General features: G+C 72.8%; 14 protein-coding genes. 8 read left to right on the top strand and 6 right to left on the bottom strand.

The features are described 5' to 3' along the window. Window positions 1-138, bottom strand: a complete 138-nt coding sequence (locus tag O2V61_RS20905) for a hypothetical protein (RefSeq protein WP_269185193.1) — start codon at window positions 136-138, stop codon at window positions 1-3. A gap of 17 nt (window positions 139-155) precedes the next feature. After that, on the bottom strand, window positions 156-1,259 hold the full coding sequence (locus tag O2V61_RS20900; RefSeq protein ID WP_269185192.1) for a serine/threonine-protein kinase: 1,104 nt from the start codon (window positions 1,257-1,259) through the stop codon (window positions 156-158). Window positions 1,260-1,415: 156 nt separating this feature from the next. On the opposite strand from O2V61_RS20900, the gene O2V61_RS20895 reads away from it, so the two are divergent. Together O2V61_RS20895 and O2V61_RS20890 are read left to right on the top strand one after the other, a co-directional pair. Next, the gene (locus tag O2V61_RS20895; RefSeq protein WP_269185191.1) at window positions 1,416-3,209 is read left to right on the top strand and encodes a putative bifunctional diguanylate cyclase/phosphodiesterase; all 1,794 of its coding nucleotides are present in this window, start codon (window positions 1,416-1,418) and stop codon (window positions 3,207-3,209) included. 88 nt (window positions 3,210-3,297) lie between these two features. Next, window positions 3,298-5,019: a putative bifunctional diguanylate cyclase/phosphodiesterase gene (locus tag O2V61_RS20890; protein ID WP_269185190.1), complete on the top strand. Its 1,722-nt coding sequence runs from the start codon at window positions 3,298-3,300 to the stop codon at window positions 5,017-5,019. Between the two features lie 26 nt (window positions 5,020-5,045). Here the strand turns inward: O2V61_RS20890 and O2V61_RS20885 are convergent, their stop codons facing one another. Then, window positions 5,046-6,086, bottom strand: coding sequence for an NAD(P)-dependent alcohol dehydrogenase (locus O2V61_RS20885; RefSeq protein WP_269185189.1), 1,041 nt, complete (start codon window positions 6,084-6,086; stop codon window positions 5,046-5,048). A gap of 300 nt (window positions 6,087-6,386) precedes the next feature. On the opposite strand from O2V61_RS20885, the gene O2V61_RS20880 reads away from it, so the two are divergent. Together O2V61_RS20880 and O2V61_RS20875 are read left to right on the top strand one after the other, a co-directional pair. Next, a complete protein-coding gene (locus O2V61_RS20880; protein ID WP_269185188.1) occupies window positions 6,387-6,539 on the top strand; it encodes a hypothetical protein in 153 nt (50 codons plus the stop codon). A gap of 161 nt (window positions 6,540-6,700) precedes the next feature. Then, window positions 6,701-9,430, top strand: coding sequence for an MGH1-like glycoside hydrolase domain-containing protein (locus O2V61_RS20875; RefSeq protein WP_269185187.1), 2,730 nt, complete (start codon window positions 6,701-6,703; stop codon window positions 9,428-9,430). A gap of 57 nt (window positions 9,431-9,487) precedes the next feature. On the opposite strand, the gene O2V61_RS20870 is transcribed toward O2V61_RS20875, so the two are convergent. After that, a complete protein-coding gene (locus O2V61_RS20870) occupies window positions 9,488-9,811 on the bottom strand; it encodes a DUF898 family protein (RefSeq protein ID WP_269185186.1) in 324 nt (107 codons plus the stop codon). Between the two features lie 301 nt (window positions 9,812-10,112). Here O2V61_RS20870 and O2V61_RS20865 point away from each other — a divergent pair, with 301 nt between their 5' ends. The 3 genes from O2V61_RS20865 to O2V61_RS20855 all read left to right on the top strand — a co-directional run bounded on the left by O2V61_RS20865 (window position 10,113) and on the right by O2V61_RS20855 (window position 10,987). Next, the gene (locus O2V61_RS20865) at window positions 10,113-10,241 is read left to right on the top strand and encodes a hypothetical protein (RefSeq protein WP_269185185.1); all 129 of its coding nucleotides are present in this window, start codon (window positions 10,113-10,115) and stop codon (window positions 10,239-10,241) included. Between the two features lie 114 nt (window positions 10,242-10,355). Beyond that, complete coding sequence (locus O2V61_RS20860; RefSeq protein WP_269185184.1) at window positions 10,356-10,592, top strand: FitA-like ribbon-helix-helix domain-containing protein; 237 nt, start codon at window positions 10,356-10,358, stop codon at window positions 10,590-10,592. Next, the gene (locus O2V61_RS20855; protein ID WP_269185183.1) at window positions 10,589-10,987 is read left to right on the top strand and encodes a type II toxin-antitoxin system VapC family toxin; all 399 of its coding nucleotides are present in this window, start codon (window positions 10,589-10,591) and stop codon (window positions 10,985-10,987) included. The genes O2V61_RS20860 and O2V61_RS20855 overlap by 4 nt, the downstream gene beginning before the upstream one ends. 25 nt (window positions 10,988-11,012) lie before the next feature. Here the strand turns inward: O2V61_RS20855 and O2V61_RS20850 are convergent, their stop codons facing one another. Beyond that, window positions 11,013-11,330 (bottom strand): DUF1905 domain-containing protein, encoded by a 318-nt coding sequence (locus O2V61_RS20850; RefSeq protein ID WP_269185182.1) that lies wholly within the window; start codon window positions 11,328-11,330, stop codon window positions 11,013-11,015. Continuing rightward, on the bottom strand, window positions 11,330-11,707 hold the full coding sequence (locus O2V61_RS20845) for a VOC family protein (protein WP_269185181.1): 378 nt from the start codon (window positions 11,705-11,707) through the stop codon (window positions 11,330-11,332). The genes O2V61_RS20850 and O2V61_RS20845 overlap by 1 nt, the downstream gene beginning before the upstream one ends. Before the next feature lie 254 nt (window positions 11,708-11,961). Between O2V61_RS20845 and O2V61_RS20840 the strand changes: the two genes are divergently transcribed. Then, a complete protein-coding gene (locus O2V61_RS20840; protein ID WP_269185180.1) occupies window positions 11,962-13,638 on the top strand; it encodes a GmrSD restriction endonuclease domain-containing protein in 1,677 nt (558 codons plus the stop codon). The last annotated feature ends 38 nt before the right edge of the window (window positions 13,639-13,676 follow it).

The raw sequence follows: 13,676 nt of genomic DNA, 5'->3' as shown, positions 1-13,676 counted from the left end.
TCAGCCCACCACCCAGAGGTAGCCGAGCACCGTCGTGACCGCGAACACCAGCAGCAGCACCCGCTGCCGCCGCAGGTACCGGTGCCGGCGTGCCTCCAGCGCCTGCTGGGCCCTCGCCCGCTGGTACAGACCGGCCACCGTGCCTCCTCGGGGGATCAGAAGATGATGTAGGTGACGAAGCCGAGGACCACGGCGGCCACCAGCCCCAGCACGACGGCGCAGACGATCGCCGCGGCGTAGCCGGTGGGGGTGTCGGCGATCGCCCGCTCCAGCCGGGAGAGGTGGTACCGGACCGCCTCACGGACGGCGACGACCGACCGCAGGTCCTGCAGCCTCGCCCGGGGGGAGGGGATCTCCGAGGGCTGCTCCAGCCAGCGGGTCTGTTGCTCGACGTCGCGGGCCAGCTCGGCGATCGTCGGCCGCCGCTCCGGCGTTACCCGCAGCGCGTGCGACACCGGGTCGAGCAGGTTCGGTGGCACGGGGGAGAGGTCCAGCCGGCCGGCCTGCAGCTCCAGCCAGTAGTCGGCGGGTGCCAGTTCGTCGTCCGGGTCGACCGGGTGCCGGGCCCCGGCCGCGTAGGCGATCACCATGCCCCAGCTGTAGACGTCGCTGGCCTGGGTCAGCGGCAGCCCCTGCAGCTGTTCCGGGCTGGCGAACAGCTTCGACCCGAGACCGGCCAGGGCGGTGGTGACCGTGCCGGCGGGCCGCTCGGCGCCGAGGTAGCGGCTGATGCCGAAGTCGACGAGGACGACGTCCCGGTCGGTGATGATGATGTTGGCCGGCTTCACGTCGCGGTGCACCACCCCGGCCGCGTGCGCGTCCCGCAGCGCCCGCAGCAGCCCGATGGCGATCCGGCGCAGCTCCTCCGCGTTGAGCCCGCCCTCCCGGGAGGCGAGGAACTCGTCCAGCGGCGTCCCCGCGACGTACTCCTGCGCGTAGTACGGGTTGGCCGCGGTGAGGTCCTGGTCGACGATCTGCGCCACGCGGGGGCTGCGGATGCGGGCGGCGTTCTCCACCTCGCGGGCGAACCGCCGCCGGACCAGCTCCCCGGCGCCGCCCGGCAGGCTCTTCACGACCACCAGCGGGTCGGCGGCGTCGTCCCGCCCGACGAAGACGTCGGCTCCCTGACCGCCGCGCGGCAGCCGGCACAGCAGCCGGTAGGGCCCGATCTGCGGCGGGTCACCGGCTTCCAGCGGGTGCAGGCGGCGGGAACCGAGCCCGTCGGCCAGGCCCTCGGTGGGGGATGAGGCGTCTGACACCGTGCCGCGCCCCTCCCGTCGCCGGATCGACCGGGGCCCACGGTAGAGCCCGGACCTGTGCCGGCACCATGAGGTCCGGGCACGTCCGACCGGACCGCGGGGTCTCACCCGCGCGGGGTAGCGAGACCGCCCAGTCCAGCACGCAGCGTCAACTCCGTGCACCACCGGACCGACCACTGGGGGGTGAGCTGGTCGACGGCACCTGCGGTGGCGACACCCCGCATGATGGCGCGCATCCTCGGGACGTTCTACGTCGCGGCCGGGGTGGCGGGCCTGTTCGGCGTGCTCGGTCCCGGCGCCGGTGCGCAGGGCCGAGGGCCGATCCTCGGCATGTCGGTGGTCGTGCTGCTCTGCGCCGCCGTCTCGCTCCGCTGGGGTCCGCGCTGGCCGCGGCACGCCTTCCACTGGCCCGTCGGTTCGGCCTCCGCGCTGGTCGCCGTCGTGGTGTGGGTCAGCCCCGACCCGGCCACCGCGATGACCGCAGCGGCAGTGCTGTCGTTCGTCGCCGTCGACGCCTGCTTCTTCTTCAGCCTGCCGCTGGCCTGGCTGCACATGGCCTTCGGCATCAGCGTGGTCACCGCCGCGCTGCTGGCCCAGGGCCACGTCCCGCTGTCCATCGCGCTCGCGCTCGACTCGGTCGTCGTCGCGATGGGCACCGTCGTGCGCGGCCTCGTGCTCCGGGCCTCCAGCGCCAGCCGCGACCCGCTCACCGGGCTGGCCAACCGCCGCGGGTTCGACGACGCCCTGCAGGAGCTGCTCGCCACCGCCGGCCGCACCGGCGAGCGGTTGTCGGCGGCCCTGCTCGACCTCGACCACTTCAAGCAGATCAACGACACCGCCGGTCACGAGGCCGGTGACCTCGTGCTCTGCCGGATCGCCGACGTCTGGCGCCGGGAGCTGCCCACCGGCGCCGTGCTCAGCCGGCACGGTGGCGACGAGTTCGCCCTGCTGCTGCCGGGGATGTCCGGGCCGGCCGCGCTGGACCTGGTGCGCCGGGTCGCCGCGCGCCACCCCGAGATCGGCCTGTCCTGCGGCGTCGCCGAGCACCACCGCGACCAGAGCGCCGCCGACCTGATGCGGCGGGCCGACCGGGCGCTCTACGACGCCAAGGCCGCCGGCCGAGGCCGGGCCGAGCTGGAGGGCGGCCCGGGCTCCGAGCTGGCCCGAGACCTCGCGACCGCGCTGGCCGCGGGCGACGTGCAGGTGCACTACCAGCCCATCGTCTCGCTGCCGGACGGCGCGACGGTCGGCGTCGAGGCGCTGGCCCGCTGGACCCACCCGGAGCACGGGCCGGTGCCGCCGACGGACTTCGTCGCCGTCGCCGAGCAGACCGGCCTGGTGAACACCCTCGGCAACCACGTGCTGCGCACCGCCTGCAGCCAGCTCGCCGGCGTCCGCACCGCCGCCGGTGACCACGTCACCCTCGGCGTCAACGTCTCCGGCCGCGAGCTCAACGACCCCGACTACCCGCAGCGGGTGTACGCCGTGCTCGCCGAGACCGGCTTCCCGGCCGCACACCTGGTGCTCGAGGTGACCGAGAACGTCATCGAGGGCGAGTCGCCGACCGCCGTCGCCGCCCTGCACGAGCTGCGCGCCGCTGGCTTGAAGGTGTCCATCGACGACTTCGGCACCGGCTACTCCTCGCTCAGCCGGCTGGACATGCTGCCGGCCGACGTGCTGAAGCTCGACCGCTCGTTCATCGCCACCGTCAGCTCCTCGGCACGCCGGGCGCAGATGCTGCAGAGCCTCGTGGCGATGTGCCGTGCGCTGGGCCTCGACGTGGTCGCCGAAGGGGTGGAGACCGCGGGGCAGGAGGCCACGGTCCGCGCGATGGGGTGCACGTTCGCGCAGGGCTGGCGCTACGGCCAGGCCGTCCCCCTGCCCGAGCTGCTCGCCGGCCTCCGGGTCGGCGCGCACGCCGCCCCGCAGGAAGCGGCCCACCGTGGCTGACCCAGGGATGGTGGGCGGACCGGGACGAGTGGGAGGTGGGCTGGTGCGGCAGGTCCGGTCGGGCGCGCCCGAGGTGGCGACACCACGGATGACGGCGCGCATCCTCGCCGTCTTCTACGCCTTCGGTGGCGTCACCGGGCTGCTCGCGGTGCTGGGCTCGGCCCCGGGCTCCGGACGCCGCGGGGCGATCGCCGCGATCGCCGTCAGCGCGCTGCTCGGCGCTGCCGTCCTCGTCCGCTGGGGGCCGCGCTGGCCGCGCGCCACGTTCCACGTCCCGGTCGCCGGGGCCACCGGCCTGATCGGGACGGCCGCGACGCTGGCCCCCGACCCGCTCACCGCGCTGGCGCTCGCCTCGATCATCGCCTTCGTCGCAGTCGATGCGTTCTTCTTCTTCCGCCCCGTGGCGGGGCTGGCCCACCTCAGCGTGGCGGTGCTCGGCATCAGCACCGTGCTCGTGCTGCGCGGCGACGTGCCGGTGCCCACCGTCCTGGCCCTGGACACCGTGGTCATCGCGCTGGGCACGGTCACCCGCGCCCTGGCGTGGCGGGCATCCAGCGCCAGCCGCGACCCGCTCACGGGGCTGGCCAACCGGCGGGGCTTCGACGACGCACTGCCGGAGCTGCTCGCCGCCGCGGGACGCCGCGGGGAGCCGCTGTCGGCGGCGCTGCTGGACCTCGACCACTTCAAGGAGGTCAACGACACCGACGGGCACGAGGCCGGCGACCGGGTGCTGGTCCGGGTCGCCGACGCCTGGGGCGCCCAGCTCCCGCCCGGCGCCGTGCTCGCTCGCCACGGCGGCGACGAGTTCGCGCTGCTGCTGCCCGGCCTGACCGGACCGGTCGCGCTGGCGGAGGTGGAGCGGCTGACGGCGCTGCACCCGGGCATCGGCGTCTCCTGCGGGGTCGCCCAGCACATCCAGGGCGAGACCAAGGCGCAGCTGATGCGCCGCGCCGACGCCGCCCTCTACGTCGCCAAGGACGCCGGTCGGAACCGCTGCGCCCTCGACGGCGCCGCCGGTACCCAGCTGTCCACCGACCTCGCGTCGGCCGTCGCCGCCGGGCAGCTCGGGGTGGCCTTCCAGCCGGTGGTCGAGCTCGTCGGCAACCGGGTGATCGGCGTCGAGGCGCTGGCCCGCTGGGACCACCCCGCACGCGGCGCCGTCCCACCGGACGAGTTCATCGCCCTCGCCGAGCAGCACGGCCTGATCGCCCCGCTCGGCGAGCTGGTGCTGCGCACGTCGCTGGTGCAGCTCACCGCGCTCCGCGAGACGACCGGCGTGCAACTGGTCCTCGGCGTCAACGTGTCGGTGCGCGAGCTGGTCGACCCCGACTACCCGCAGCGGGTCGCCGCACTGCTCGCCGAGTTCGGCTGGCCGGCCGACCACGTCGTCGTCGAGATCACCGAGACCCAGCTGGAGTCCGACGCCGCCGTCGTCCGGCAGAACCTCGAGACGCTGATGCGGCTGGGCCTGGTCGTCGCCGCCGACGACTTCGGCACCGGGTACTCGTCGCTGAGCCGGCTCGACGTGCTGCCGGTCCAGCACCTCAAGCTCGACACGTCGTTCATCGCGTCGGTCACCACCTCGCCGCGCCGTGCACAGCTGCTGGCGAGCATCGTCGCGCTGGCCGACAACCTCGGTCTGGGGCTGGTCGCGGAGGGCGTCGAGACCGTCGAGCAGGACGCCGAGCTCCGCCGGCTCGGCGTCCTGCTCGCGCAGGGCTGGCTCTACGGCCGGCCGATGGCGGTGACCGAGCTGGCGGTGTGGCTGGCCGACCGGTCGGTGGACGGGGCGTTCTCCATCGCGGGCTGAGCGTTCGGGGCGGTGGTGGACCCGGGTCAGTCCCCGGGGACGACGACGGCGCGACCGCGGAGCGTGCCGTCGTGCAGCTTCCGGTAGGCCTCCGGCGCCTGGTCCATCGAGTACCGCTCGACCTCGACGTGGATCGCGCCGCTCCGGGCGAGGTCGAGGACCTCCATCAGCTCCGTCCGGGTGCCCCAGTACGGCGCCCGGACCGAGGCGCCGAACGGGGTGGAGAAGAAGCCGGTGGGCAGCACCCCGCCGCCGATGCCGACGATCTGCACGACGCCGTCGATGGCCACCGTCTGCCGGGCGATCTCCAGCGTGGCCGGTGCGCCGACGATGTCGAACACCGCCTGCGCCCCCACGCCGCCGGTCAGCGAGCGGATCGCCTCGACGGCCGAGTCGTCCGACGGGATCGCGTGGTGCGCACCCACCTGCCGGGCCAGCATCAGCTTCTCCTCGTTGACGTCCAGGGCGATCACGGTCGCGCCGGTGATCGCCCGCAGGATCTGGATGGCGACGTGCCCCAGCCCGCCGGCGCCGATCACCACCGCGGTGCTCCCGGCCGGCAGCGCGGCCAGGCTGGACACGATCGCGTGGTACGGCGTGAGGCCCGCGTCGGTCAGCGAGACCGACGCCACCGGGTCCAGGTCGCCCAGCGGCACCAGGTGCCGGACGTCGTCCACGATCAGGTACTCGGCCAGCGCGCCGGGGGCACCCAGGCCGGGCGGTGCGATGCCCAGCGCCGCCGCCCGGGTGCAGTAGTTCTCCGCGCCGCGGGCGCAGGCGTGGCACTGCCCGCAGCCCCACGGGCCGTAGACCGCCATCGACGCGCCGAGCTCCACCCCGGTGACCCCCTCACCCAGGGCGTCGACCACCCCGGCGCCCTCGTGCCCGAGGGTGAGCGGCAGGCCGTAGGTGTACTGCTCGGCGGGCAGGCTCATGACGAAGGAGTCGGAGTGGCAGAGCCCCGCGGCGGTCACCCGCAGCCGCACCTGGCCGGGTCCGGGCTCCGGGGTCGGGATCTCGACCACCTCGGGGTCGCCGCCGATCGTCCGGTACTGCACTGCTCGCATGCGCCTGCCCGCCCTCTCCGGGACGCCGACCGTCGGCGTCCGCGGCCGACGCTAGAGAGGTCGGCGCGGTGCCGCTGCGGTCGCTGGCCACCTCGACAGGGGTCCGACGGCCCTGGCCGCCCACCGTCCCGGGCCGCCCTCACCGCGCCACCGTGTGCGGGTGGGAGGACCGGCCGGTGCGAACTGGGCAACACCGGGCGTGGACCCCGACGTCGTGGGGCACCCTCGTCAGGCGCGGCCGGCGCCGGCACGTCCTCAGGGCATCGGCCACTTCACCAGAGGGAGACCACCATGGCAGGCATGATCCGCAAGCTCCTGATCTCGGGCGTCGCGTCCAAGGTCATCCAGGAAGCCCGCAAGCCGCACAACCAGGCGAAGATCAAGAAGGCGTTCGCCGACTTCCAGGCCAAGCGCAGCGGCGGCAAGGGCTCGGGTGGCAGCCGCCGCTACTGAGCCCAACTCGTGGCAGCGGCGTCCGGTCGGGCGCCGCTGCCGCCCTCGCGTCGTCCGCAGGCAGGGACAGGAGCGACGGGCGGGGCGTCCGGCGGTGAGCCTGGTCTCGGACGGCCGCGCGTGACACGAGCGCGCAACCTCGCCGTGGCACTGTGGAGGTCGTGTCTGCCGCAGAACCCGGCGCCCCGCTCCAGAACACGGACCCGGCGCCCGCTCCCCAGGACACCCCCACCCCCCGCAGCGCCGAGCACGCGCGTCTCGCCGAGTCCGCCGACATGTCCGCGCCGTGGCGGATGTGGGGCCCGTACCTGGCCGGCCGGCAGTGGGGGACCGTCCGTGAGGACTACTCCGCCGACAGCGACGCCTGGGCGTCCTTCCCGTTCGACCACGCGCACGCCCGCGCCTACCGCTGGGGCGAGGACGGGCTGGGCGGCCTGTGCGACCGCTACGGGTTCCTCAACTTCTCCGTGGCGATGTGGAACGGCAAGGACCCGGTGCTCAAGGAGCGCCTGTTCGGCCTGACCAACGCCGAGGGCAACCACGGCGAGGACGCCAAGGAGTACTGGTGGGCCGTCGACGGCACCCCGACGCACTCCTGGATGCAGTGGCTCTACCGCTACCCCCAGGCCGAGTTCCCCTACGCCGAGCTGCGTGAGGAGAACGCGCAGCGGTCCCGGCTGGAGCGCGAGTTCGAGCTCGCCGACACCGGCGTCCTGGAGGGTGACCGGTTCTTCGACGTCCAGGTCACCTACGCCAAGAACGCCCCCGACGACGTCTGCATCGTCGTCACCGCCACCAACCACGGCCAGCAGGCGGCCCCGCTGCACCTGCTGCCGCAGGTCTGGTTCCGCAACACCTGGTCCTGGGGCGGCGACAAGCGCCAGGGCACCCTCGCCCAGCTGCTCGCGCCCACCCTCACCGTCAACGGCCTGGAGGCGGTCGAGGCCGAGCACGGCTTCCTGGGCCGCTACGTCCTCGCCGCCGAGGGCGCACCGAACGTGCTGTTCTGCGACAACGAGACCAACGCCGTCGCGCTCTTCGGCGCCGAGCGGAACGCCAGCAGGTACACCAAGGACGGCATCGACCGCCGCGTCGTCCATGGGGAGAAGGAGGCGGTCAACCCCGCCGACACCGGGACCAAGGCCGCCTTCTGGTACTCGTGGGACGCCGTCCAGCCGGGGGAGACGGTCAGCGTCAAGCTGCGGCTGCGCAAGGAGGACCCGGACGACGACACGTTCGGGCCTGAGTTCGACGCCGTCCTCGCGGCCCGCAAGGCCGACGCCGACGAGTTCTACGCCGACGTCATCCACGAGAGCCTGTCCGCCGACGACCGGCACGTCGCCCGGCGGGCCTACGCCGGCCTGCTGTGGACCAAGCAGCTCTACCGCTACGACGTCGCGCAGTGGCTCGAGGGCGACCCCGAGGCGCCGGCCCCGGACGCGCGCAAGAAACGCGGTGCCCGCAACACCGGCTGGAGCCACCTCGCGCTCGCCGACATCATCTCCATGCCCGACGAGTGGGAGTACCCGTGGTTCGCCGCGTGGGACACCGCCTTCCACTGCCTGCCGCTGGCGCACGTCGACCCCGACTTCGCCAAGGAGCAGCTGCTGCTCATGTGCCGCGAGTGGGCGATGCACCCCAACGGGCAGCTGCCGGCCTACGAGTGGGCGTTCGGTGACGTCAACCCGCCGGTGCACGCCTGGGCGGCCTGGCACGTGTACCGGATCGACGGCTACCGCGACCAGCAGTTCCTCGTCCGGGTGTTCACCAAGCTGCTGCTGAACTTCAGCTGGTGGGTCAACCGCAAGGACGCCGACGGCTCGAACGTCTTCGAGGGCGGCTTCCTCGGGATGGACAACATCGCGCTGTTCGACCGCTCCGCGCCGCTGCCGCCGGGCTACAAGCTGGAGCAGTCCGACGCGACCAGCTGGATGGCGTTCTACTGCCAGCAGATGCTGAAGATCGCCCTCGAGCTGTCCCGGAACGACCAGGCATGGGACGGCGTCGCGACCAAGTTCTTCGAGCACTTCCTCGCCATCGCGCAGGCGATGAACGCGTTCGGCTCGCACGAGGTGTCGCTGTGGCACGAGGAGGACGGCTTCTTCCACGACGTCCTCATCGCCCCCGACGGGACGACGGAGCCGCTGCGGGTGCGCTCGATGGTCGGGCTGCTGCCGATCCTGGGGGCGACCGAGATCCCGCAGTGGGTGGCGCAGCTGCCCGACGTCGCCGACCGGGTGCGGTGGCTGCAGAAGCGGCGTCCGGAGCTGATGGGCCCGCTGCGCAGCCGGTCGACGCCGGAGGGGCGCAAGATGCTGCTCTCCCTGGTCGGCAAGGAGCGGTTGCAGCGGATCCTGCAGCGGATGTTCGACACCGAGGAGTTCCTGTCCCCGTTCGGCATCCGGTCGCTGTCGAAGTCGACCGGGCAGGTGTTCGCCAACGTCGGTGGGCGGGACGTGTCGATCGAGTACGAGCCGGGGGAGTCGCGCACCAAGCTGTTCGGCGGCAACTCCAACTGGCGCGGGCCGGTGTGGTTCCCGGTGAACGTGCTGCTGGCGGACAAGCTGCGCACGCTGGGCCGGCACTACGGCGACTCGTTCACCATCGAGATCCCGACCGGCTCGGGCAAGCAGTGCACGCTGATCGAGGCCGCGGACCTGATCGACAACTCGCTCACCCGGCTGTTCCGCCCGGTGAACGGCAAGCGCCCCGCCGACGGCAAGCGCATCGAGGCGAGTGACTCCCCGCTGTGGCGGGACCACCCCACCTTCAGCGAGTTCTTCGACGGCGACACCGGCGAGGGCCTGGGCGCCACGCACCAGACCGGCTGGACGGCGCTGGTCGCCCACCTCCTCAACCCCCGCCTCCCCGCCGACCCCCGCTGGGCCTGATACCTGAGGGGCCAATCTCGCGACTTCGGCCCCTCAGGCGGCGTCTCTGCCGGCGGCTCAGTGCGCGAGCTGGCCCCGGTACGGCGACCCCATCGGCGGGACCGCGGCGACGACGTCGGTGAGCGGGAGCGGCTGCCGACTGGAATCGAAGGTCGTGTGCTCCCACTTCCAGCTCTGGATCCTCGGCATGACCCAGAACAGGTAGATGCCGAAGGTGATGATCGAGAGCAGCAGCCACTTCAGCCAGTTGAGGAACAGGGCCGTGGCCGATCCGGTGAAGACGAGCGGGAAGCCGTCGATGTAGGAGTGCTTGGCCCGCCATCGCTCGCGCAGGACGAGCGCGAAGGGGTAGCAGATCCCGAAGGTGGCAACGGTGATCACCAGTGCCAGTAGTGCTGTGCCGACATAGGTGGCTGCGCCACCGTCGAACGTGAATCGCCCTGATCGCGCCATCGTGTGTCTCCCCGTCAACAGAGCTGGATCTTCCGAGTCCTCATCGGCCGTTTCGTGTACGGCTCTGACCGAGCTGCCCCTGAGGCGTGGAACGCGGGCTGCGCTGAAGCCGTTGGCCGGCCCTCGCGATCATCACGAGTGGAGGTCCGTTGAGCGAAGTGGTGGGGGTGCAGGCCGGGGGGTCTGCCAGCCCTGCGGGCGGGAGGAGTTCGTGCCGTTGATCCGGGGGATGCCTGATCCCCGGGTGATGCTGCTGGCCGAACGCGGCCTGGTGGGGGTGGGCGGCTGCATGGTCGAGCCAGACGACCCGGCACTCGACTGCCGTGCCTGCGGGTTGCAGTGGGGGCGGGACGAGTGAACGCGTGGTCTGCGCGGTGTCTGACTGCTCGGGGGCATCCAGGAGGCAGGCCTTGAGTTCCCACACGGTCGGGCATTTGCGGCAGATTCGCAGCGGCGCAGCTATTATGCATGCGTGCCTGTCTCGATGACGATCCGCGACGTACCCGACGAGACGCGCGACGAGCTCGCCGCCCGGGCCGCCCGGGCCGGTCAGTCGCTGCAGGAGTACGTCCGCGCTCAGCTGACGGCGTTGGCGAAACGGCCGAGCCCCGAGGACCTGTGGGACCGCGTGCAGCAGCGGGTTCAGGAGACCGGTACCGCACTGTCGGCCGAGGTGATCCTCGACCTGCGGAACGCCGACCGCCGGTGACGATCGTCGTCGACTCCTCGGTCGTCGTCGCCGCTCTGGTCGACAGTGCATCGGATGGCTCCTGGGCACGGGCTGGCCTGCGCGGGCAGGAACTCGCCGCGCCGTCCCACCTGTACGTCGAGGTGTCCAACGTGCTCCGCCGCGCCGTCATCACCGGGAGGCTCGGTCGCGAGGCTGGGGCCATGGCGCACGCCGACCTCGTCCGCATCCCCCTGGCCAGCTTCCCGTTCGAGCCACTGGCCGAGCGGGTCTGGGCACTGCACGGCGCCGTCACCTCCTATGACGCCGCCTTCGTCGCGCTCGCCGAAGAGCTCGATGCGCCGCTGTGGACCCTCGACCGCAAGCTCGCCGCCGCCTCGGGCCCGCGCTGCACCTTCCAGGTCCCCGACCGCTGAGCGGCGGGCGCATCGGAGCTCCTGATCAGCCGGTCGTCGCACGGGTGCGGGATCCCACGGGGTGGGCGGTGGTGATCCGCTCCGTCAGGTGGACCTCGACGGTCTGGCCGGCCTGCTTGCCGATCGCAGCGCGGAGCGCGGCTCGCACCGGCAGCTTGTGTCGGCCGCCCCCGAGCGCCATGAAGGAGCTCCGGAACGGTTGACCGTCGATCGTCCCGCTGACCTTCACCAAGCCCCGCGTGCCGAAGAACGCAACCGAGTCCGGCCACATCAGGTAGGTCCACCCGCCGTCCGCCGGGCTCTTCAGCAACCGGGCCGTGAACCGCTCGTCGATGGCGGCCATCACGCACCTTCCACCAACACGAGGACGTTCCCGTCCGGATCTCGGACGGTGAACATCGGCGGGGCCACGTCGCCCATCCGCAGCACGTGCTCGTCTATGTCCACGCCCCGCTTGCGCAGCTGTGCGTGGGCGGCGTCTGCGTCGGGCGTGCCCAGGCGAATGCCCGGCGGGAAGCCGCTGCCTGCCACGAGGAGGGCGATCGTCGTCCCACCGCCGGCCGGCGCCACCTCGACCCAGCGCATGCCCGGGCCCAGCTCCGCGTCGCGCACGACCTCCAGCCCGAGGTCGTCCACGTAGAAGGTGAGCGCCCGCTCGAGGTCCGTCACCACCACGGTCGTCGTGGCGACCCGGGTGATGTTCCTCGTCGTCTCGTCCATGTCGGTCCTCTCCGCCCGGCACGCAACGCCGGACGGAGAGCTGGACCGCACACGAGGCGGTAAGTCATCGATTCGCGCCCTACCGACCGGAGGGGACAGCGGCAACGCAAGGCCTCGGGGAGCCATTCCCGCACGTCAGGGCGGGAGCACTGGGGTGAATGGGGCTGGACGGGCCGTTCCGGCCTGTCCGTCCGGGAGGGCCGGCTGCGCGCACCCAGGATGGCCCCACCTCACACGTTCACGGGGGTCAGCGCATGTCATCAGAGTCCGAGTCAGCCGTCGAGCAGTTGTTGCAGCGATGGGAGTCGAAGAACCCAGGCACTCCCGCCCGCCCGGTGGTTCAGCGGGCCATCGACCTCGGCTTCACCGTCACCGAGCCCGGTGGTTGGGGTCCGGCGCGCTCCCTCCGCCTGGTGTACGAACCGCGGTCGGGCCACGCCGTCACCCTCCACATGGACGCGCTACAGCTCACCGCCGTCGGCGCGGACGTGCGCGAGAGGGCGGCCGCAGTGCCGGGTGCCGTGGTCCGGCGCAAGGACGTCCAGTTCCCGTTCGACGCCGTCGACCCGGCCGAGGTGCTCGACGTCTTCGCCGGCGCCCCGGCAGAGGAGCGGCACATCAGCCGGGTGACCGTCGTCCGCGCGCTCGTCGCCGCGGTCGTCCTCCTGTTCATGCTCGCCGGCGCCGCCAGCGGCGGCTTCTCCGGCGCACTCATGATGGCCGGCCTCGCCGTGCTCGTCGTCGGGATCGGTGCACTGGTCGTCGGCCGGGCGCGGTGGGCGCTCATCGCCTCACGTGCGGTCGCCGGTGGGGTGGCCGTCGCCGGCCTCGTTGCGGTGATGGTCGGAGGCGCCACCATGCCGGAGACCGAGTCGGTCGCCGCGATGTCGCGCCCCGCCCCGACCACCAGCGCCGCCGTCGACGAAGCCGCCATCGCTGCCGCTGAGGCAGCGCTCGTCCGCACCGAGACGGAGGAGGCGGCGGCCGCCGCGACGGACGGCTCCACCGCCACCGGCCTGCTCACCGACACGGACGCCGACGGCGCCATCGTCTCCGCGCAGCCGACCACCGCCCTCGCCGCGCTGGCCGTGGTGCCGGTGCAGGGGCGCGCCCCGAAGACCGGGTACGACCGCGACCTCTTCGGCTCTGGCTGGGTCGACACCGACCGCAACGGCTGCGACACCCGCAACGACATGCTCGCCCGCGATCTCGCCGGCGAGACGTTCAAGCTCGGCACCCGCGACTGCGTCGTGCTCACCGGTTCACTCGCCGACCCCTACTCGGGGCGCACGATCGGCTTCCAGCGCGGGCAGGACACCAGCAGCGACGTCCAGATCGACCACGTCGTCGCGTTGTCGAACAGCTGGCAGACCGGTGCGCAGGGCTGGGACGCCGCCCGGCGCACCGCCTTCGGCAATGACCCGCTCAACCTGTTGGCCGTGGACGGGCCGCTGAACATGCAGAAGGGGGACGGCGATGCGGCAACGTGGCTGCCGCCGAACAAGGGCTACCGCTGCGCCTACGTCGCCCGCCAGGTCGCGGTGAAGGTCAACTACGGGCTCTGGATGACCCAAGCGGAGCGCAACGCCGTCGCCACCGTGCTCAGCACCTGCCCGAACGAGCCGCTGCCCGGCGGCGTCGTCGCCGACGTGCCGGCGCCAGCCGCACCGACCACGGCCGCCCCGGCCCCGGCTCCGGCCCCTGCACCCAAGCCCGCACCCAAGCCGGCACCCGCGCCGGTCGTCGTACCCGCGCCTGTACCGGCTCCGGCGCCGGCTCCCGCGCCGGCTCCCGCGCCGGCTCCGAGCGTCTACTACGAGAACTGCACAGCGGTGAAGGCAGCTGGTGCTGCACCCATCCGACCGGGTGACCCGGGGTGGCAGCCGAAGTTCGACGGCAACGACAACGACGGCATCGGCTGCGAGTCCTGACCCGCTGACCTGAGGGGCCGAAGTCGCGACTTCGGCCC

This window comes from Modestobacter sp. VKM Ac-2985 (assembly GCF_026967925.1).
GTDB lineage: Bacteria > Actinomycetota > Actinomycetes > Mycobacteriales > Geodermatophilaceae > Modestobacter.
This window is presented reverse-complemented; position numbering and strand designations above follow the sequence as displayed.

What these genes read in the sequence shown, in the direction of transcription:
- O2V61_RS20880 (WP_269185188.1), top strand. Translation starts at nt 6,387, where the DNA reads ATGATCCGCAAGCTCCTGATCTCGGGCGTCGCGTCCAAGGTCATCCAG.
- O2V61_RS20885 (WP_269185189.1), bottom strand. Translation starts at nt 6,086, where the DNA reads ATGCGAGCAGTGCAGTACCGGACGATCGGCGGCGACCCCGAGGTGGTC.
- O2V61_RS20850 (WP_269185182.1), bottom strand. Translation starts at nt 11,330, where the DNA reads ATGGCCGCCATCGACGAGCGGTTCACGGCCCGGTTGCTGAAGAGCCCG.
- O2V61_RS20840 (WP_269185180.1), top strand. Translation starts at nt 11,962, where the DNA reads ATGTCATCAGAGTCCGAGTCAGCCGTCGAGCAGTTGTTGCAGCGATGG.
- O2V61_RS20845 (WP_269185181.1), bottom strand. Translation starts at nt 11,707, where the DNA reads ATGGACGAGACGACGAGGAACATCACCCGGGTCGCCACGACGACCGTG.
- O2V61_RS20865 (WP_269185185.1), top strand. Translation starts at nt 10,113, where the DNA reads ATGCCTGATCCCCGGGTGATGCTGCTGGCCGAACGCGGCCTGGTGGGG.
- O2V61_RS20890 (WP_269185190.1), top strand. Translation starts at nt 3,298, where the DNA reads ATGACGGCGCGCATCCTCGCCGTCTTCTACGCCTTCGGTGGCGTCACC.